Below are 19,808 nucleotides of genomic sequence, written 5' to 3' on the forward strand. Positions count from 1 at the left end.
TCAGCAGCTCTTCGCCAGTGACCATCGACACCGGACACCCGTTGGTGCAGGTTCGAGGCGCACAATCGGCGCTGTCGCCGTTGGGATTTTTAGCCTGATCCGGGGTGTCGTCGTGGTGCTCGTCTTTTTTCAGGGAGGCATTGCGCCGGGCATCCCAGCGCAATTGCATGCGGCCCTTTTTCACCCCGGCGGCGATGCCCCGCGCGGCGACGGATTTGTACTGGTTCACGTAGCCGATGAAGGTGCTGACGATGCCGAACATCGCCTTCACCAGGCGCGTCACCGCCGACAGCAACTGAGCGCCACGCTCCGCCAGACGCAAGGTCAGATACGCAATCCCCGCCCCGGCACCAACGAAGGTCAACACAACGCCGATCAACACATCGATCAGCAGTTGCACCACTACCATCGATACCGCCTCGGCGGTTTTGCCGGCGACTTCAGTGGGGGGCAGCATTTCCAGCCAGAGGCTGGCGGTACGCAGCAACAAACACAGCGCCGCTTCGTCACTGACCAGTAACTGAAGCTTCTCCATCATTTCAGGCGCGGTTTCTGCCAGCGCGATCAGCTGTGCTGCGCCACTGCCCAACCGCTCGGCAAACTTTCCGGGATCCTTGAGAATCTCCGACAACAACCCAATGCTGTCCCACACCCCCTCGATCGCCGCCCAACTCCCGGCCAGGATGCCGTTCCCAGCTGCCGTGGCCAACGACTGCGACCACTGCGGCTTGAAACCCTGCCACTCGCTGCGCAGCCAGCCATCCAGCTGCCGAATCAGGCCATCGTAGGATTCGAAAAGCGCATCAACCTGCTGCTCGCTGGCGCCGCCGTGCACCACGACTCGATAAAACTTGCCCGCTTCACCGGTGAACACCCCTTTGCCCTGAACATCAAGGGTGACGGACTCGACTGCACCGCCTTCCACCGCCACCACATCGACAACGATGTCGCCCAACGGAATGTCGTACGCCGACTCGAACTTGCTCTCAATCTCCATTAGCCCGGAATACGGGCATTGCACGACCGCAGAGGAGAAGCGGTTGTCGTCAATCGCAACCGCCGTGCTGTGCTCGCCGAAACGGATGATCCGCTCCATCCCCATCAGCGAAGGCAGATCAGCCGCATGACTGACGCCGTCTGCCGAGCGACTGAGCCAGTGCTTGAGCTGCTCGCGATAGAGATCAAGGGTGCGGGGAAAGCTGTCGAGTTCTTGCTCGATGCGGGTGACGGCATCCATCAGCGCATTTCCATGCGCATGGCGAAACGAAAAACCGGGTCAAACATGTGCGTTCCCTCGCGCAAAAATCAGGCGAGGGACTTTGCGGGGGATCAATCAGAAAAGAAGTCAGGCGAGTAGGCAGAGGATGTAGGAGAAGTCTGTAACTGTTTTTTATCGAACTGCAGACGCAAAAACGGGGCGGGAGGTTTCCCTCACGCCCCGTTCACGGAACAGATGACTTGCTTATTGTGAAGCGTCCCGGCCGGCCAGCTCTTTCAACTTGAGCTCGGCCAACGGATGCCCGGCCTTCGCGGCCATGGTCCACCAGCGAGCGGCTTCCGAAGGATCCGGAGCTTTGCTCGACGTACCTGCAAGACTGATGACACCCACCTGATACGCCGCTTTGCCATCACCGGCCAGCGCCGCCAGTCGCAGCAACCGGATACCTTCCTCACGTGCGCCCAGGCCAACCCCGCGAAACGTCAGAATGTGTCCGTAAAAACTCTGCGCGCCGACATCGCCCAGATTGGCCATGCGCGCAAACTGCCCTTCGAGCCAGCGCCAGCCGCGGGGCTGACGGACAAACCACGACCAGTGAAAAAGCCTACGGGCCAGCCAGTAACTTGCCCGCACCTTGAGTCGTAAAAACACTCAGGCCTCCGCCGATTCCGGGTACTCGTACTCAAAGACCCGCACCACTTCCGAAGCATGCCAGGAGGCGGCGGCAACACCGTCGGACGGTCCGGAAAAGCGCCCCAGACGCTCAACACATTCAAAGAAACCGGTGCGTGGCAGGCGACTGGCGCCCTGGCTGATCACCAGCGAGCTGCGCAACGGTTGTTCGGCTTTCGCGTCCAGTGCCGCAAGATGCTCCAGTGCCGCGGTCAATGTCTGCATGGCCGGCGTCGGCAGTTGCAGGCGTTCAAGCAACGCTCGATAAGTCAAAAGATGGCGCTGCCTGCGCGCCTGATCCAGCTCCCCCAGCAATCCGTCCCAATGTTGACGACTGATGCGTACGCTCACGATTGTTCCCTCCACCCTGGCACCGTCAACTCCCAGGCCAGGCTGCGGCGAATCGCGGCGTCGGGCAGACGCTCGCCACTTTCGATCATGGCCAGGTAAGACGGGCTGATGCCTACCGTGCGGGCCAGCGCCTCGATGGCGATGCCCTTCCCTTCGCGCAAACTGCGTAACTGATCCAGACCAGGAAGAATCGGGTCCGGGGTTGCCGCAAGCGGCGCTGGGGCCGGTTGCGACGGTGCTTCGTTGATGCCTGCTGCTTTCAGTAGAGCCTGATACTGAGCCCATGGCAAAACCGCATATTCGGGTTCGCCATCGCGTGCAATTATCTGAATATCCATGACTACCCCGTAGGACAACAACACTTAGCGAGTCGGCACTTTTCCCTAGAAGTGTAATCCTAACAGCGGCCAAGGTCGTGGGGGGTATCTATCTGTGTACGAGGCTGTCGCGATTCAGGACTTTTTCGGCCCCTGAAGCTGAAGTTGCTCGGGCGTATCGGGCAAACGCTCGACCACTCTGAGCTTTTCCGGCGTCTGGCGCTGACGCCACAGGCGGAAGGCATTCAGTTCATCGTCGAGGTTTTTCATCAGCCAGGCGAGGACGGCGATGTCATCGAGCATGCCGAAAACGGGAATGAAATCCGGGATCGCATCCACCGGACTGAGGAAATACATCAGACCGGCCACTACCGAAACGATCGCCTTGGCGCTGATCGCACGGTACTCGCCGCGCCAGTACGCCAGACACAGTGCCTGCAACAGACGCAAATCGTCCTTCAACTTACCGAGACGATTGCCCTGGGCGGCGCCTTTGCTGGCGACGGCGAACAACAAGGTCGGCAAGCGGCCTCGAGCCAGCAAGCGGCCGGCCAAAGGCAGGAATCGGGCGAAATTCCATGGCGCTTTCATTTATTTCTCCCGTTGAAATGTTATCCACACAAATTGTGGATAACCTTGTGAACAGAGCTGCATTTCAGCGCTGAGAGCCCCGTTTCACAAGGGCTGCGCTTAAATCGGGCGTTTTTTACTCACATAAAAAATCCCAATATTTCATTGACTTGGCGGTTCCAGACGTCTAGCGCTGACAACCTTAAAGTCTAGGACTGCCCTGGCCGGCATCGGTTCGGTCTGTTTACGCCGACCATCGTCCAGATGCAACAACGCCCCGCATAAGCGAGGCGTTGTTGGGGAAACCGGTGCCGAAGTTTATTGCTTGGCGGCAGCGGCGTCTTCTTTGGCCGGATCCTTGATGGCCAGCAGTTCCAGGTCGAAGACCAGAACCGAGTTGGCCGGAATTGCCGGGCTTGGCGATTGTGCGCCGTAAGCCAGATCGCTAGGGATGTACAGCTTGTACTTCTCGCCAACGTGCATCAGTTGCAGGCCTTCGACCCAACCCGGGATCACACCGCTAACCGGCAGATCAATCGGGCTGCCGCGCTCGACGGAGCTGTCGAAGACGGTGCCGTTGGTCAGCTTGCCGGTGTAGTGAACGGTCACTACGTCGGTAGGCTTAGGCTGTGGACCGTCGGCTTTCTTGACCACTTCGTACTGCAGGCCGGAAGCGGTGGTGGTCACGCCAGCCTTCTTGCCGTTTTCTTCGAGGAATTTCTTGCCGGCGGCTGCCGACTCTTCGCTCATCTTGGCCATACGCTCTTCGGCACGCTTTTGCAGCGCGGCGAAAGCTTCAACCAGTTCTTCATCTTTCAGCTTCTGTTCTTTCTTGCCGACGGCATCTTCGATGCCCTGGGCTACCGCTTTGGAGTCCAGATCATCCATGCCTTCCTGAGCAAGGCTCTTGCCCATGTTCAGGCCGATACCGTAGGAAGCTTTTTGCGCCGGGGTTTTCAGCTCTACGCTGGTCTGCGAATCACAACCCGCGAGTACCAGGCTAACCAGGGCAACCGCCGCCGCCAACCGATGCTGTTTCATGCTATTTCCTTGTTCATGCGCCGAAAGGGCAATCGAGTAAAGCCGCGAGCTTATCAGGCCGCCACGACCAATGGCTACCGGCATGAGAGCAGGAATCTTCCGATAAGTTCAGGGATCAAAAAGCATTTGGCGAAAGGCACGATGAAGCTTCTGTCATCTTTCGCCGACAGTGATTGATGCCGCTTCCCCCAACACTTGGCGTAATGGCCACTTGCCGCACACGACTTGGCTCAGGCATAACAGCGCAACAACTCGACAAGGATGTTTATCTTGCGCCTCTTATACCGTGTGTTGACGCTGATCGTGGTGCTGCTGGGACTGGTTCTGGCGGTGGTTCTTTATTACGTCGCCAATCCAAAATTGCCCTTCCCGACGCCCGCCAAGCAGGTGCACTACCTGAACCAGTGGACTGAGCAAGAGCGCCAGACCTACTACTTCACCCCGCAGGGGACGCAGGTCAAAGGCCTGCGCTATGAATGGTTCCAGGCGCTGGAGCTGCCGTTCTCGCAGCAACGCTTTGCCTCCCCGGAATACCTCGCGCGCTTCGGCTTTCTGATCGATCCGCAGCAAAAATCCACGCCGGACAACCCGGGGAATCTGCCGGTGGGTTTCGCCCGGCACCAGAATCCCGGCAGCTCCGAGCAATATCTCGACATCACTTGCGCGGCCTGCCACACCGGGGAACTGCACTTCAATGGCCAGGCAGTGCGCATCGACGGCGGTTCGGCCCAGCATGTGTTGCCCTCCAGCGTTCCTACATTGCGCGGCGGCAGTTTCGGACAGGCATTGGTCGCCAGTCTCGCCTCGACCTACTACAACCCATGGAAATTCGAGCGCTTCGCCCGCCATGTGCTGGGCAATGACTACGAAGCACGCCACGAACAACTGCGCAAAGACTTCAAAAGCTCGCTGAACACCTTCATCAAAGTGGCCTGGAACGACACTCACCGTGGCCTCTACCCCACCGAAGAAGGCCCGGGCCGCACCGATGCCTTCGGGCGTATCGCCAACGCGACCTTCGGCGATGCGATATCCCCAAACAATTACCGCGTGGCCAATGCCCCGGTGGATTACCCACAGCTGTGGGACATGTGGACCTTCGACTGGGTGCAGTGGAACGGCTCGGCGCAACAACCGATGGCGCGCAATATCGGCGAGGCTTTGGGCGTCGGCGCCACGCTGAATTTCTTCGACGACAACGGCCAGCCGCTGCAAGGCGATGAGCGCTATGCCTCCAGCGTACGTGTGCGTGATCTGCACAAGATCGAAGAAACCCTACAAAGACTGCGACCGCCGGCATGGCCTGAAGAGTTGCTCGGCGTCGTCGACAGACCCTTGGCAGCCAAGGGGCGAGCCCTGTTCGCCGAGAATTGCGCCGGATGCCACGTCCCGCGTCAGACCCAGAAAGGCGAGCGTTGGGTGCAACACCTGCACATGCTCCCGGTGGACGTCATCGGCACCGACCCGAACGCCGCCAACAACATCGCCAATCACCGTTTCGACCTGACAGCCCTGCAATGGAACCCGGCGGAACTCGAACAAATGGACGTGAAGTTGCACCCCAAACCCAAGGAGCCGCTGGATCTCAGCCAGCTGTCAGTGGCCAAGGGACTGGCTTACGTCACCGCCTTCGTGGAAAACCGTGCATACCGTGAAGCGGGCGTCACCGCTGCCGAGAAACCACAGCTCGATGGCTTCGGTCTACCGATCGGCGTTCGCGAAAAAGTCGCCTACAAGGCGCGTCCGCTCGCCGGCATATGGGCCACGGCCCCATTCCTGCACAACGGCTCGGTGCCGAGCCTTTATCAGTTGCTGTCGCCTCAGGACGAGCGCGCCACCACCTTCTATAAAGGCACCTTCGAATACGACCCGCGCCATCTGGGCTATCGCACCGAAGCCTTCACCAACGGCTTCCTGTTTGACACCCGCATTACCGGCAACCACAACAGCGGCCACGAATTTCGCGCCGGCGAACGCGGCAATGGCGTCATCGGCCGACTGCTGCAGCCAGAAGAGCGCTGGGCGCTGCTCGAATACCTGAAAGTGCTGGGCGGCCCGCTGGAGGCGCAACTGCCATGATCTTCAACACCTTCAAAAGACCCTCGCTGCTGGCGCGTTTCTGGCTTTGGCTGGGACGGTTACTGGGCAAAACCCTGCTGATCCTGCTGGTGATCGGCCTGATCGGCTGGGCCTTGGCGACCGCCTGGTTGGCCTGGCAGCACCGTGGCCCGGTGTCGGCGCTGGAGCAGATTCCGGATGGCGAAGCCGCCATGACCCAGGATGTGATTCAGACCGCCGTGCGCATCGTCGATCAGCACCGCGAAAGCACCCGTTATCTGCGCGATGCCCATGCCAAGGCCCATGGCTGCGTAAAGGTCGATGTGCAGGTGTTGCCGGATCTTGCGCAAGAATTGCGTCAGGGCGTTTTCAGCGAACCGGGCAAGCTGTGGAAAGCGACGATGCGCCTGTCCAACGGCAACGCCTATCCGCAATTCGACAGCATCCGCGATGCCCGGGGCATGGCGCTCAAATTGCTCGATGTGCCGGGTAAATCCTTGCTGGCCGATCGTCAGGGGCTGCACGAGCAGGATTTCGTGATGTTCAGTCACCCGAACTTCTTTGTCAGCGATGTCGCCGAGTACCGTCAGAATGTGGCGGCGCAGGCTGACGGCAAGAAGGTCATGGCGTTTTTTCCGGGGTGGGATCCGCGCAGCTGGCAGATCCGGCATTTGTTCATTGCATTGGCAACCCTATCGCCACCGCCGGAAAGCCCGACCCGCACGACCTACTTCTCGGTATCGCCCTACAAGTTCGGCGAGGCCAATGCCAAGTTCCGGGTGATGCCGGATCCGGAGCGCTGCCCCGCTTATACCTTGCCGAAACAGAACCAGGATCTGCCGAACTTCCTGCGCAATGCGCTGAATCAACAGCTGTCCACCGACCGGATTCCGGCGTGTTTCGTGTTGCAAATTCAGCGGCAGGACGCGAACAAGTACATGCCGATCGAAGACACCAGCATCGAATGGCGCGAGCAGGACAGCCCATTCCAGACAGTGGCGCGGATCACCCTGCCCCCGCAGGACTTCGACACCCCGGCGCTGAACCTGCAATGCGACAACCTTTCCTTCAACCCTTGGTTCGGCATCGACGCTCATCGCCCGATTGGCGGGATCAACCGCCTGCGCAAGGCGGTGTATGAAGCGGTCAGCGATTACCGCCACAGCCGCAACTCGGCGCAATAGCAGCGCCAGAAACGAAAAAAGCGACCTTCAAAGGTCGCTTTCTCATGTTCAGGCCGGCAAAAGCCAAATCCCGGACAGCAAAAAGCCCGCACTTGGCGGGCTTTCTGTGGTGATCTGGCGTTCAGTGTTCCAGATGACCGAATATGGCGCAGCGGACGGGACTCGAACCCGCGACCCCCGGCGTGACAGGCCGGTATTCTAACCGACTGAACTACCGCTGCGCGAAACGCTTGAAACGAATGGTGGGTGATGACGGGATCGAACCGCCGACATTCTGCTTGTAAGGCAGACGCTCTCCCAGCTGAGCTAATCACCCTTCGCTTCGTTACGGGGCGCATTATGCCACAGATTTTCGTAACGTGTTGATTTAATTGAAGTTTTTTTCAAATAAATCCGAAAACCGGTGAAACGACACATCCCGCAGGTACAACTCGAGGCAGAAAAAAACCCGCCTTGGCGGGTTTTTCCGTGGTGACCTGGCGTTCAGTGTTCCAGGTTACCGAATATGGCGCAGCGGACGGGACTCGAACCCGCGACCCCCGGCGTGACAGGCCGGTATTCTAACCGACTGAACTACCGCTGCGCTAAACACTTGAAACGAATGGTGGGTGATGACGGGATCGAACCGCCGACATTCTGCTTGTAAGGCAGACGCTCTCCCAGCTGAGCTAATCACCCTTCGCTTCGGTGTGGCGCGCATTCTACGGAGCGACCCAACCTCTGGCAAGCACTTTTTTAATTAATTTTCTCAGGCCTTCCAAAGGCTTAGAGAAGGGTTGGCCTATGACCCGGCGAAGACAATAATGCCCCCCTTTGTATAAAGGAGAGACTCACCCCATGTGGTTCAAGAACCTGCTTATCTATCGCCTGACCCAAGACCTGCCTGTCGATGCCGAGGCGCTGGAAACTGCACTGGCCACCAAACTGGCGCGTCCATGTGCAAGCCAGGAGTTGACCACCTACGGTTTCGTCGCGCCGTTCGGCAAGGGCGAAGATGCTCCACTGGTGCACGTCAGCGGTGACTTCCTGCTGATCTCCGCCCGTAAGGAAGAACGTATCCTGCCGGGCAGCGTCGTGCGCGATGCTGTCAAGGAAAAGGTCGAAGAGATCGAAGCCGAGCAGATGCGCAAGGTCTATAAGAAGGAACGCGATCAGATCAAGGATGAAATCATCCAGGCGTTCCTGCCGCGCGCCTTTATCCGCCGCTCGTCGACCTTCGCCGCCATCGCGCCGAAGCAAGGCCTGATCCTGGTCAACTCGGCCAGCCCGAAACGCGCCGAAGACCTGCTCTCCACCCTGCGTGAAGTGATCGGTACCCTGCCGGTACGTCCGCTGACCGTGAAAACCGCGCCAACCGCCGTGATGACCGAGTGGGTCACCACTCAGCAAGCCGCCCCGGACTTCTTCGTCCTGGACGAGTGCGAACTGCGCGACACCCACGAAGACGGCGGCATTGTGCGTTGCAAGCGTCAGGACCTGACCAGCGAAGAAATCCAGCTGCACCTGAGCACTGGCAAAGTGGTGACTCAATTGTCGCTGGCCTGGCAGGACAAGTTGTCGTTCATGCTCGACGACAAAATGACCGTCAAGCGCCTGAAGTTCGAAGATCTGTTGCAGGATCAGGCAGAACAGGACGGCGGCGACGAAGCCCTCGGCCAACTGGACGCCAGCTTCACCCTGATGATGCTGACGTTCGGCGACTTCCTGCCGGCGCTGGTTGAAGCACTCGGCGGCGAAGAGACTCCGCAGGGGATCTAAGCCTCTGCGCAGTCTTTGGGTTATCTTCAAACGCCACCGCTTCGGTGGCGTTTTCACATAATAAGGAACAGGCCATGCGCGCACTGGCTGCACTGAGTCGTTTTGTCGGCAACACCTTCGCTTACTGGGTTCTGATTTTCGCGGTGATCGCGTTCCTCCAGCCGGCCTGGTTCCTCGGCCTCAAAGGCGCCATCGTGCCGCTGCTCGGGCTGGTGATGTTCGGCATGGGCCTGACCCTCAAACTCGACGACTTCGCCGCCGTCGCTCGCCATCCGTGGCGTGTGGCGCTGGGGGTGGTCGCACATTTCGTGATCATGCCGGGGATGGCGTGGCTGCTGTGCCAGATCTTTCATCTGCCGCCGGAAATCGCCGTCGGCGTGATTCTGGTCGGCTGCTGCCCAAGCGGCACCTCATCAAACGTCATGACCTGGCTGGCCCGTGGCGACCTGGCGCTGTCGGTGGCCATTGCTGCCGTCACCACCCTCCTCGCCCCGCTGTTGACCCCGGCGCTGATCTGGCTGCTGGCCTCGGCGTGGTTGCCGGTTTCGTTCATGGAGTTGTTCTGGTCGATCCTGCAAGTGGTGCTGCTGCCAATCGTCCTCGGCGTGGTCGCACAACGTGTGCTCGGTGACAAGGTACGCCACGCGGTGGAAGTGTTGCCGCTGGTGTCGGTGATCAGCATCGTGATCATCGTCGCCGCCGTGGTTGCCGCCAGCCAGGCGAAAATCGCCGAATCCGGTCTGCTGATCATGGCCGTGGTGATGCTCCACAACAGCTTCGGTTATTTGCTGGGTTATTTCACCGGGCGCCTGTTCGGCCTGCCGCTGCCACAGCGCAAGTCCCTGGCGCTGGAAGTCGGCATGCAGAACTCGGGGCTGGGGGCTGCGCTGGCCAGTGCGCACTTCTCGCCGCTGGCGGCAGTGCCGAGCGCGCTGTTCAGTGTTTGGCACAACATTTCCGGGGCACTGCTTTCGACGTACTTCCGGCGGATGAGCGAAAAACAAGACCGTGAAACGCTTGCGCAACAGGCGGTCGACTGATCCCGGTTCAAGGCGCGGCGCACAATTTTCGGTAGTATGTGCGCCACGCGGGGACGACCCTGCGGCTCAATCGAGTTTTCAATCTGGGGACGGCCCCGTCAATCGATGGAGGCTTTTCATGTCCTGGATCATTCTGTTTTTTGCCGGCCTGTTCGAAGTCGGCTGGGCCGTCGGCCTGAAATACACCGATGGCTTCAGCCGTCCGCTTCCGACCGCTCTCACCGTTGCCGCCATGGCGGTCAGCCTTGGCCTGCTGGGGCTTGCGGTGAAGGAACTACCGCTGGGCACGGCCTATGCGATCTGGACCGGGGTCGGTGCCGTGGGTACGGTGATTGCCGGGATCATTTTGTTTGGCGAATCGATGGCGTTGATTCGCCTGGCCAGTGTGGCGTTGATCGTCACCGGACTGATCGGGCTCAAGGTCAGCGCTTAAGCCTCTGACGCCATCGCTGGCAAGCCAGCTCCCACAGAAGCTCCATTGGACACAAATCTTGTGTGCGCCCGAGAAACATGTGGGAGCCGGGCTTGCCCGCGATGCGGCCGGCACAGCCAATGATTATCTGACAGTCCCGCGCAATTCCCCGACCAACGCCTGCAACTGCGCTGGCTGCGCCGCTTCCACGGCGACCGGTGCACCCGCCACCAGTGTCACCCGCGACCACAAGCGCCGGAACAGTCCTTTATTGGGATCGCGGCTGAAGAAACTCCCCCACAACCCCTGCAACGCCAACGGAATCACCGGCACCGGCGTTTCTTCGAGAATCCGCGTCAGCCCACCCTTGAACTCGTTGATCTCGCCATCGGCGGTCAACTTGCCTTCCGGGAAGATGCAAACCAGCTCACCCTCCTTCAGGTACTGGGCAATCCGGGTGAAGGCCTTTTCGTAAATCTGGATGTCTTCGTGGCGTCCGGCGATAGGAATCGTCCCCGCCGTGCGGAAGATAAAGTTCAGCACCGGCAGGTTGTAGATCTTGTAGTACATGACAAAGCGAATCGGCCGACGCACCGCGCCGCCAATCAGCAACGCATCCACGAACGACACGTGGTTGCATACCAACAATGCCGCGCCCTCATCGGGAATCACTTCAAGGTTGCGGTGCTCGACGCGGTACATGGAATGGCTGAGCAGCCAGATCATGAAACGCATGCTGAACTCGGGGACGATCTTGAAGATGTAGGCGTTGACGCCGATGTTCAGCAGCGACACCACCAGGAACAGCTGCGGAATCGACAGTTTCACCACACTTAACAACACGATGGTGACAACTGCCGAGACCACCATGAACAGCGCGTTGAGAATGTTGTTGGCCGCGATCACTCGCGCCCGCTCGTTCTCGGCGGTGCGTGACTGGATCAATGCATACAGCGGCACGATGTAGAAACCGCCAAAGATCCCGAGGCCCAGCACATCGATCAACACCGCCCAGGCATGGCCGAAGCCCAGTACTTCTGTCCAACTGTGGCCGGCGGCGCTTTCCGGGATTCCACCGGAGTGCCACCACAGTAACAGGCCGAAAACGGTCAGGCCGAACGAGCCAAACGGCACCAGGCCGATCTCGACTTTGCGCCCGGACAGCTTCTCGCACAGCATCGAGCCCAGTGCGATACCGACCGAAAACACCGTCAGAATCAGGGTAACGACGGTTTCGTCGCCGTGCATCCACTCCTTGGCATAAGCCGGGATCTGCGTCAGATAAATCGCCCCGACGAACCAGAACCACGAGTTGCCGACAATCGAACGCGACACCGCAGGCGTCTGTCCCAAGCCCAGTTTCAGGGTCGCCCAGGACTGACTGAAGATGTTCCAGTTCAGGCGCATTTCCGGGGTCGCCGCTGCTGCGCGCGGGATGCTGCGACTGGCCAGATAACCCAGCACAGCGATGCCGACAATCGCGGCGGACACCACCGGCGCGTAATTGGCCGACGACATCATCACCCCGGCCCCAATGGTCCCGGCCAGAATGGCCAGAAACGTGCCCATCTCCACCAGCCCGTTGCCGCCGACCAATTCGTCGTCGCGCAAGGCCTGTGGCAGGATCGAATACTTCACCGGCCCGAACAGCGCCGAGTGCGTGCCCATGGCGAATAGCGCCACCAGCATCAATGACAGGTGATCGAACAGGAAGCCGACGGATCCCACGGCCATGATGGCGATTTCTGCCAGTTTGATCAGACGGATCAACGCATCCTTGGCGAATTTTTCCCCGAACTGTCCGGCCAGCGCCGAGAACAGAAAGAACGGCAGGATAAACAGCAACGCACACAGGTTGACCCAGATCGAGCGGTCACCCTCGATGGTCAGCCGATAGAGAATGGCGAGGATCAGCGACTGCTTGAACACGTTGTCGTTGAACGCGCCCAGCGACTGGGTGATGAAAAACGGCAGGAAGCGCCGGGTACGCAGCAGGTTGAACTGTGAGGGGTGACTCATCTTCCGTGTGACCCTGTTGTTTTTGGAAAGAGAAGGTAGTCAGTGGCCTGGCTACGCTTATAAGAATCTCGAACCGCGATCCAGGCCACACATTACCTAATCTTCGCAGGTTATTTCTTCAAACCTGCAATGCACGGTGAAACAAACAGCTCGCCGCGCCACGCACCTTGCAGCGTGCGCTTGCCGACGATCAGCCACATCACCGCCAGCAACGCCACCAGCACACAACCGGCCACACTGAAGAACGTCAGGTGCAAGGTGCTGCCCAGTTTCAGGGTTGCCAGCGAATACACGCCCAACGGGAAGGTGAATCCCCACCAGCCGAGGTTGAACGGAATGCCGTCACGCAGGTAACGCAAAGTGATCAGCAGCGCCATCAGCATCCACCACAGACCGAAGCCCCACAGTGTGATCCCGGCGACCAGGCCCAGGCCCGACGCCATTTCGCCGATGCCTGTCAGACCGTTGGCCGCGAAGATCGCCGGGGCGTCGCCGCCCAACAGCAACATGCCCAGGGCGCCGGTGCCGATTGGCCCCAAGGCCAGCCAGCTCGAGGCTGCCATGTTTTCGTGGGGCAGTTTGTGCAAGGCCATGCGCAGCAAGAGGATGGTCAGGATGCTGAACGCCACAGGCAGAGAAAAGGCCCAGAACACGTAACTGGTCACCAGCACCACCAGTTGCGAGTGCGCATCAGCGAGATGCGGCGCCAGCAGTCCACCGCTGGCCGCCGCCACTTCTGCCGCCACCACCGGCAGCAGCCAGACGGCGGTCATCTGATCGATGCTGTGTTCCTGACGGGTAAACATCATGTAGGGGATCAACACACCGCAGGCCAGCGACATCCCCACGTCCAGCCACCACAATGCTTCAGCTAGATGAATGACCCCGTCGCCCCAGCGCGGCAGGCCGAATAGCAGAAAGCCGTTGATGATGGTCGCCAGGCCCATGGGAATGGTGCCGAAGAACATCGAAACCGTGGAATGCCCGAAGATCCGCCGCGCCTCGTCGAAGAACAGAATCCAGCGTGCGGCGTAGGCGGCGGTAAACAATACGAACAACAGAATATTGAACAGCCACAGCCCTTCGGCCACGGCGTGCAAGCCGGGAATGGACACCGGCAATTGCGCCAGCGCCAACGCCAGCACGCCGGTGCCCATGGTGGCGGCGAACCAGTTCGGGGTGAATTGACGAATCACTTCACGCGGGTGCTGAAGCTGGCTGAATGGCTTGATGCCGGGTTTGACGCTATTCGGGCAAATCATCATGAACTCCTGTCCTCAGGTGAGGTTGAGTCCATGGTAGAACCGAATCGAATATCTATATAACGGGTAATATCTCTAACTGTTATCTGTTTTGTAGATATGCGGTCAGACACTGCCTTCGGTTTCGATCACCAGAATCCGCGCTGCGCCCTGAGGATGAGCGACGTGTTCAGTGCCAATGGACGCGTAAAAGATGTCGCCAACGTCGAGCAAGGCCTGCTTCTCCTTGCCTTCTTCGCGATAGTGCATGAGCACTTGACCGTCGAGCACCACAAACACTTCTTCACCGTCATTGACGTGCCATTTGTAAGGCTGATCGGTCCAGTGCAGGCGCGTGGTGATGCCGTTCATGTTGGCGATGTCGAGCGCGCCCCAGTCGCGCTCGGCGGTAAAGGTCTTGCTGCGGATAATCTTCATGCGTCGATCCGTGAGAAGAAGTGGGCTGGCCAAGGCTAACCGAATCCGACGGGCTTATGGAGCGCTGCAGGTCTTCGCCGCTTGCGCCCGGAAACTCATCAGCAGCGCACCGACCGCCAGTACGATCAGCACCGCACCGTACACATCGGTGGTGGCCAGCAGACCCACGCTATGGGTGAAGTGCCCGGCCATTAACGCCGGCATGCAGAACGCCAGGTAACTGAGCACATAAAACGCCGACATCAAACCAGCCCGCTCATGGGGCAACGCCAGCGGCACCAGGCTGCGCACAGCGCCGAGAAAACCGGAGCCAAAGCCACAACCGGCCACCAGCGTGCCGCAGAAGAACAGCAACAGGCTGGCGCTGTGCACGCCCAACAGAATCAGCACGATACCGGCCGGCAGCAGACTCGCCCCGAGTTGCAGCGCGCGGGAGGCAGGACGATTGCGCAACGTGAAGATCATCAATGCACCGGTCACAGTCAGCGCCGCCACGGTGGCGCCGCCGATCAGGTTGGAGGTGGAGCCGGTGGCCGTACGCACCAGCGACGGCGCGAGCGAGGCATAGAAACCGCCGAGCGCCCAGGTCGCGGTGTTCAGCGGCAACACTCGCCACAGCGTCGAGCGCGCTTGAACCGGCACATGCAGGGTCGGCCGTAACGAAGCCCATGCCCCGACCTGCGGCGAGACGCTTTCCGGCAGGCGCCAGACATAAATGCCCTGCAACACAAACAGCGCGAGCAGCAGCCAATAGGTCAATTGCAACGGCGCCGGGGCGAATTCCGCCAGCAAACCGCAGCCCATGCCGCCCAACGCCATGCCCAGCAAAGGCGCAACGCTGTTGATCAACGGCCCCTGCTGGCGATCAGTGTCCAGCAGCGTTGCGCTCAACACGGCGGTGGCCATGCCGGTGGCGAAACCTTGCAGCACTCGCGCGCCGATCAGCCAGCCCACGCTATCGGCGTAGATGAACAACAGCATCGCCAGCGCATTGAGCGTCACGGCGGTGAAGATCACCGGTTTACGTCCCAAGTGATCCGACAGCGACCCGACCGTCAGCAACGCGGCCAGCAGACTGAGGGCATAGACGCCAAAAATCAGGGTCAGTACGGCTGCCGAAAAATGCAGCTGATCCTGATACAGGTGATACAACGGCGTCGGCGCAGTGGAAGCGGCGAGAAAACTCAGTAAGGTGATCGCCAGAAACCACAGGCTGGAACGGTTGGAAGCAAGGCTGGTCATGGGCACACTCCGCAAAAGCTAATTTTTTGCTTTTGCGGAGTGTGCTCTCGGCTTACGCTTAAAGCAAATTCTTTGTGTTAAGGTCTGCCGCATGGCTATTAAAGAAGGTTTACGCCCGGGCGGTCGCAGTGCCCGGGTGCAGGAGTCGATTCATTCGGCAGTCCGCGCGCTTCTGCAAGAACAGGAGCGCTCAACGGTGACCGTCCCGCAAATCGCGGCGCGCGCCGGTGTGACGCCGTCGACGATTTATCGACGCTGGGGCGATCTGGCGGCCTTGCTGGCCGACGTCGCCCTCGCCCGCATGCGCCCCGACAGCGAGCCGGCTGAAACCGGCAGTCTGCGCAGCGATATCCGCGCGTGGGCCGAACAATACCTCGACGAAATGAGTTCGGAACCCGGACGCAACATGATGCGCGACGTGCAGGCGAGTGCAACGCCGGGCTATTGCGTGGCGATCATCGGCGCGCAGTTGCAGACCATCATCGAGCGCCACCCCGAGGAACCGGCGCCGAGCGTGGATCGGCTGATCAATCTGGTGGTGTCCCCGGTGGTGTTCCGCATTCTGTTTTCGGCAGCGCCGCTGGAAGTCGAAGAACTGCACCGCCTGATCGATCTCACGCTGAAACCGGACTGATCAGAACTGCCCGGTTCTGTTCCTGCGACACCCCGCCGCGCCACGACCTTGGTCGACACTGACTAACCGCCGCGCCCGTGCGAGACTGTCTGACCGGGCGCGAGTCCGGTCGTTTTCTGTCGGGAGTGTTCCATGTCGTTGTCCACCGGGCTGATCGCCGCCGTCGCCCTGGCCTATATGGCCATCATGTTCGCCATCGCCTTCTACGGCGACCGTCGCAGCACCCCGCTGCCGCCACGGGTGCGTGCCTGGGTGTACAGCCTGTCGCTGGCGGTCTACTGCACCAGCTGGACCTTCTTTGGCGCGGTCGGTCAGGCCGCCGAACAACTGTGGTCATTCCTGCCGATCTACCTGGGGCCGATTCTTCTGCTACTCGGTGCGCCGTGGGTGCTGCAGAAAATGGTGATGATCAGCAAGCAGGAGAACATCACCTCTATCGCCGACTTCATCGCCGCCCGCTACGGCAAGTCCCAGTCATTGGCGGTGGTGGTTGCGCTGATCTGCCTGGTTGGCGTCCTGCCCTATATCGCCTTGCAGCTCAAAGGCATCGTCCTCGGCGTGAACCTGCTGATCGGCGCCGGCGCCGACGCCATGGGCACCCGCGCCCAGGACACGGCACTGATCGTGTCGCTGGTGCTGGCGCTGTTCACCATCGTTTTCGGTACGCGCAACCTCGATGCCACCGAGCACCACCGCGGCATGGTGCTGGCAATTGCCTTTGAATCGCTGGTCAAACTGTTTGCCTTCCTCGCCGTCGGCGCTTTCGTCACCTACGGGCTGTATGACGGCTTCGACGACCTGTTCAATCAGGCGATGCTCGCCCCCCGCCTTGAGGAATACTGGAAAGAAACCATCAACTGGCCGTCGATGGTGGTGCAAACCGGCGTGGCGATGATGGCGATCATCTGCCTGCCCCGGCAGTTTCACGTGACAGTGGTCGAGAACATCGACCCGCAGGATCTGCGCCTGGCCAAATGGGTGTTCCCGGCCTACCTCGCACTGGCTGCGCTGTTTGTAGTCCCGATCGCCCTGGCCGGTCAGATGATGCTGCCCAACTCGGTCATCCCCGACTCTTTTGTTATCAGCCTGCCATTGGCTCAGGCTCATCCGGCGCTGGCGATGCTGGCGTTTATCGGCGGTGCGTCGGCAGCCACCGGCATGGTGATCGTGGCGAGCGTGGCGCTGTCGACCATGGTTTCCAACGACATGCTGTTGCCGTGGCTGCTACGCCGCAACAATGCCGAGCGCCCGTTCGAAGTGTTCCGCCAGTGGATGCTCTCGGTGCGCCGGGTCAGCATCGTGGTGATTCTGTTGCTGGCTTACGTCAGCTACCGTTTGCTCGGTTCCACTGCGAGCCTGGCGACCATCGGCCAGATCGCTTTCGCGGCGGTCACCCAACTGGCCCCGGCAATGCTCGGCGCGCTGTACTGGAAACAGGCCAACCGCCGCGGCGTGTTCGCCGGCCTCGCTGCCGGCACGTTCCTGTGGTTCTACACCCTGGTCCTGCCGATCGCGGCGCGCAGCCTCGGCTGGTCGCTGGACAGTTTCCCCGGCCTCGCCTGGCTCCACAGCAACCCGCTGAACCTGCCGATTACCCCTTTGACCCAAGGTGTAGTGCTGTCGCTGGCGGGCAACTTCACGTTGTTTGCCTGGGTCTCGGTGCTGTCCCGTACACGGGTGTCGGAGCACTGGCAGGCCGGACGTTTTATCGGTCAGGAAATCAGCGCACGGCCGAGCGCCCGCTCGATGCTGGCGGTGCAGATCGACGACCTGCTGCAACTGGCCGCGCGGTTTGTCGGTGAAGAACGCGCCCGGCAGAGTTTCATTCGCTTCGCCTATCGTCAGGGCAAAGGCTTCAACCCGAATCAGAACGCTGACGGCGAATGGATCGCTCACACCGAACGATTGCTGGCAGGCGTCCTCGGCGCCTCTTCGACGCGAGCGGTCGTAAAAGCCGCCATCGAAGGTCGGGAAATGCAGCTGGAGGACGTGGTACGGATCGCCGACGAAGCATCGGAAGTGCTGCAGTTCAACCGCGCGCTGCTGCAAGGCGCCATCGAAAACATTACTCAGGGCATCAGCGTGGTCGACCAGTCGCTCAAGCTGGTGGCCTGGAACCGTCGCTATCTGGAGCTGTTCAACTACCCGGACGGCTTGATCAGCGTTGGCCGGCCGATTGCCGACATCATTCGCCACAACGCCGAGCGTGGTTTGTGCGGCCCCGGTGAAGCGGAAGTCCACGTCGCCCGGCGCCTGCACTGGATGCGTCAGGGACGCGCCCACACCTCCGAGCGGCTGTTCCCCAACGGCCGGGTGATCGAGCTGATCGGCAACCCGATGCCGGGCGGCGGTTTCGTCATGAGTTTCACCGACATCACCGCGTTCCGCGAAGCCGAGCAGGCCCTGACCGAAGCCAACGAAGGGCTGGAGCAACGGGTCAGCGAACGAACCCAGGAACTGTCGCAACTCAACGTCGCACTGACCGAAGCCAAGGGCAATGCCGAGGCGGCCAACCAGTCGAAAACCCGTTTCCTCGCCGCCGTCAGCCACGACTTGATGCAGCCTTTGAACGCCGCACGTTTGTTCTCCGCCGCCCTCTCCCATCAGGCCGACGGCTTGAGCGAGGAAGCGCAGAAACTGGTGCAGCATCTGGATAGTTCGCTGCGTTCGGCCGAAGACCTGATCAGCGATCTGCTGGACATTTCCCGCCTGGAGAACGGCAAGATCAATCCGGATCGCAAGCCTTTCGCGGTCAATGAGCTGTTCGATATTCTCGGCGCGGAGTTCAAGGCACTGGCTCAGGAACAGGGCCTGAGCTTCCGGGTACGCGGCAGCCAGTTGCGTATCGACAGCGACATCAAGTTGCTGCGGCGGATTCTGCAGAATTTCCTCACCAACGCGTTCCGCTACGCAAAAGGTCCGGTGCTGCTGGGCGTGCGTCGGCGCAAAGGCGAAATCTGTCTGGAAGTGTGGGATCGCGGTCCGGGGATTCCGGAGGACAAACAGCAAGTGATCTTCGAGGAATTCAAACGCCTCGACAGTCACCAGACCCGCGCCGAAAAAGGTCTTGGCCTGGGCCTGGCGATCGCCGATGGCCTGTGCCGCGTGCTCGGCCATACCTTGCGTGTGCGCTCATGGCCGGGGCGCGGCAGCGTGTTCAGCGTTCGTGTGCCGTTGGCCAAAGCGCAGACCGTGCAGCCAACCGCGGCGGTGGAAATAAACGGCAAATTGCACAGCGGCGCGCAGGTGCTGTGCATCGACAACGAAGACAGCATTCTGATCGGCATGAACAGCCTGCTCACGCGCTGGGGCTGTCAGGTCTGGACCGCGCGCAACCGCGAAGAATGCGCGGCACTGCTCGACGAGGGCGTGCGGCCACAGTTGGCACTGGTGGACTATCACCTGGATCACGGCGAAACCGGCACCGAGTTGATGGCGTGGTTGCGCACAAGGATGGGCGAGCCGGTGCCGGGCGTGGTGATCAGCGCCGACGGGCATCCGGAAACCGTGGCCCAGGTGCACGCGGCGGGGCTGGATTATCTGGTCAAACCGGTGAAACCGGCGGCGTTGCGGGCGTTGTTGAGTCGCTACTTGCCGCTCTAGCAGAGCGGC

The 19,808-nt window shown here is 60.5% G+C and carries 16 protein-coding genes, 4 tRNA genes and 1 pseudogene; 7 read left to right on the top strand and 14 right to left on the bottom strand.

Going from position 1 to position 19,808, the window contains the following annotated elements; translation table 11 throughout:
* The 6 genes and pseudogenes from QLG12_RS17310 to QLG12_RS17335 form a co-directional block, all read right to left on the bottom strand.
* Window positions 1–1,237, bottom strand: a pseudogene (locus QLG12_RS17310) (type IV secretion protein Rhs); the annotation flags it as partial.
* 225 nt (window positions 1,238–1,462) lie between these two features.
* The gene (locus tag QLG12_RS17315) at window positions 1,463–1,870 is read right to left on the bottom strand and encodes an SEL1-like repeat protein (RefSeq protein WP_197869572.1); all 408 of its coding nucleotides are present in this window, start codon (window positions 1,868–1,870) and stop codon (window positions 1,463–1,465) included.
* Window positions 1,871–2,242, bottom strand: a complete 372-nt coding sequence (locus QLG12_RS17320) for a hypothetical protein (protein WP_003223109.1) — start codon at window positions 2,240–2,242, stop codon at window positions 1,871–1,873. It lies immediately after the preceding gene.
* The gene (locus QLG12_RS17325) at window positions 2,239–2,580 is read right to left on the bottom strand and encodes a helix-turn-helix transcriptional regulator (RefSeq protein WP_007950435.1); all 342 of its coding nucleotides are present in this window, start codon (window positions 2,578–2,580) and stop codon (window positions 2,239–2,241) included. Before QLG12_RS17325 ends, QLG12_RS17320 begins: the two co-directional genes overlap by 4 nt.
* Window positions 2,581–2,694: 114 nt before the next feature.
* A complete protein-coding gene (locus QLG12_RS17330; RefSeq protein WP_282474972.1) occupies window positions 2,695–3,150 on the bottom strand; it encodes a YkvA family protein in 456 nt (151 codons plus the stop codon).
* A gap of 297 nt (window positions 3,151–3,447) precedes the next feature.
* Window positions 3,448–4,170, bottom strand: coding sequence for an FKBP-type peptidyl-prolyl cis-trans isomerase (locus QLG12_RS17335; RefSeq protein WP_011333164.1), 723 nt, complete (start codon window positions 4,168–4,170; stop codon window positions 3,448–3,450).
* Between the two features lie 270 nt (window positions 4,171–4,440).
* On the opposite strand from QLG12_RS17335, the gene QLG12_RS17340 reads away from it, so the two are divergent.
* Window positions 4,441–6,249: a di-heme-cytochrome C peroxidase gene (locus QLG12_RS17340; protein ID WP_282474973.1), complete on the top strand. Its 1,809-nt coding sequence runs from the start codon at window positions 4,441–4,443 to the stop codon at window positions 6,247–6,249.
* Window positions 6,250–6,275: 26 nt separating this feature from the next.
* Complete coding sequence (locus tag QLG12_RS17345; RefSeq protein ID WP_282475029.1) at window positions 6,276–7,412, top strand: catalase family protein; 1,137 nt, start codon at window positions 6,276–6,278, stop codon at window positions 7,410–7,412.
* Between the two features lie 144 nt (window positions 7,413–7,556).
* Here QLG12_RS17345 and QLG12_RS17350 read toward each other — a convergent pair.
* The 4 genes from QLG12_RS17350 to QLG12_RS17365 all read right to left on the bottom strand — a co-directional run bounded on the left by QLG12_RS17350 (window position 7,557) and on the right by QLG12_RS17365 (window position 8,090).
* Window positions 7,557–7,633: transfer RNA gene (locus QLG12_RS17350), tRNA-Asp, on the bottom strand.
* Between the two features lie 19 nt (window positions 7,634–7,652).
* Window positions 7,653–7,728: transfer RNA gene (locus tag QLG12_RS17355), tRNA-Val, on the bottom strand.
* 190 nt (window positions 7,729–7,918) lie between these two features.
* A tRNA-Asp gene (locus QLG12_RS17360) sits at window positions 7,919–7,995 on the bottom strand.
* A gap of 19 nt (window positions 7,996–8,014) precedes the next feature.
* Window positions 8,015–8,090 (bottom strand) — tRNA-Val (locus QLG12_RS17365).
* A gap of 159 nt (window positions 8,091–8,249) precedes the next feature.
* Between QLG12_RS17365 and rdgC the strand changes: the two genes are divergently transcribed.
* From rdgC to sugE, 3 genes are all read left to right on the top strand, one after another.
* Entirely contained in the window at window positions 8,250–9,170 is a 921-nt protein-coding gene (rdgC, locus tag QLG12_RS17370; RefSeq protein ID WP_007950430.1) for a recombination-associated protein RdgC, read from the top strand.
* A 74-nt stretch (window positions 9,171–9,244) separates the two neighbouring features.
* Complete coding sequence (locus QLG12_RS17375) at window positions 9,245–10,210, top strand: bile acid:sodium symporter family protein (RefSeq protein WP_197869575.1); 966 nt, start codon at window positions 9,245–9,247, stop codon at window positions 10,208–10,210.
* A gap of 118 nt (window positions 10,211–10,328) precedes the next feature.
* Window positions 10,329–10,643 carry a quaternary ammonium compound efflux SMR transporter SugE gene (gene sugE / locus QLG12_RS17380; RefSeq protein ID WP_197869576.1) on the top strand — a complete coding sequence of 105 codons (315 nt, stop codon included), beginning with the start codon at window positions 10,329–10,331 and terminating at the stop codon, window positions 10,641–10,643.
* Between the two features lie 123 nt (window positions 10,644–10,766).
* Here sugE and QLG12_RS17385 read toward each other — a convergent pair whose 3' ends face one another.
* The 4 genes from QLG12_RS17385 to QLG12_RS17400 all read right to left on the bottom strand — a co-directional run bounded on the left by QLG12_RS17385 (window position 10,767) and on the right by QLG12_RS17400 (window position 15,562).
* Complete coding sequence (locus QLG12_RS17385; RefSeq protein ID WP_282474974.1) at window positions 10,767–12,641, bottom strand: MFS transporter; 1,875 nt, start codon at window positions 12,639–12,641, stop codon at window positions 10,767–10,769.
* Between the two features lie 110 nt (window positions 12,642–12,751).
* A complete protein-coding gene (locus tag QLG12_RS17390) occupies window positions 12,752–13,903 on the bottom strand; it encodes a TDT family transporter (RefSeq protein WP_282474975.1) in 1,152 nt (383 codons plus the stop codon).
* A gap of 105 nt (window positions 13,904–14,008) precedes the next feature.
* Window positions 14,009–14,320 (bottom strand): cupin, encoded by a 312-nt coding sequence (locus QLG12_RS17395; RefSeq protein WP_282474976.1) that lies wholly within the window; start codon window positions 14,318–14,320, stop codon window positions 14,009–14,011.
* A 54-nt stretch (window positions 14,321–14,374) separates the two neighbouring features.
* Complete coding sequence (locus QLG12_RS17400) at window positions 14,375–15,562, bottom strand: MFS transporter (protein ID WP_282474977.1); 1,188 nt, start codon at window positions 15,560–15,562, stop codon at window positions 14,375–14,377.
* Window positions 15,563–15,653: 91 nt separating this feature from the next.
* Between QLG12_RS17400 and QLG12_RS17405 the strand changes: the two genes are divergently transcribed.
* Both QLG12_RS17405 and QLG12_RS17410 read left to right on the top strand, forming a co-directional pair.
* Window positions 15,654–16,196, top strand: coding sequence for a TetR/AcrR family transcriptional regulator (locus QLG12_RS17405; RefSeq protein ID WP_282474978.1), 543 nt, complete (start codon window positions 15,654–15,656; stop codon window positions 16,194–16,196).
* A 132-nt stretch (window positions 16,197–16,328) separates the two neighbouring features.
* Window positions 16,329–19,799, top strand: a complete 3,471-nt coding sequence (locus QLG12_RS17410) for a PAS domain-containing hybrid sensor histidine kinase/response regulator (protein ID WP_282474979.1) — start codon at window positions 16,329–16,331, stop codon at window positions 19,797–19,799.
* The last annotated feature ends 9 nt before the right edge of the window (window positions 19,800–19,808 follow it).

This window comes from Pseudomonas sp. V88_4 (assembly GCF_029967985.1).
In the GTDB taxonomy this organism is placed as follows: Bacteria; Pseudomonadota; Gammaproteobacteria; order Pseudomonadales; family Pseudomonadaceae; genus Aquipseudomonas; species Aquipseudomonas glycinae.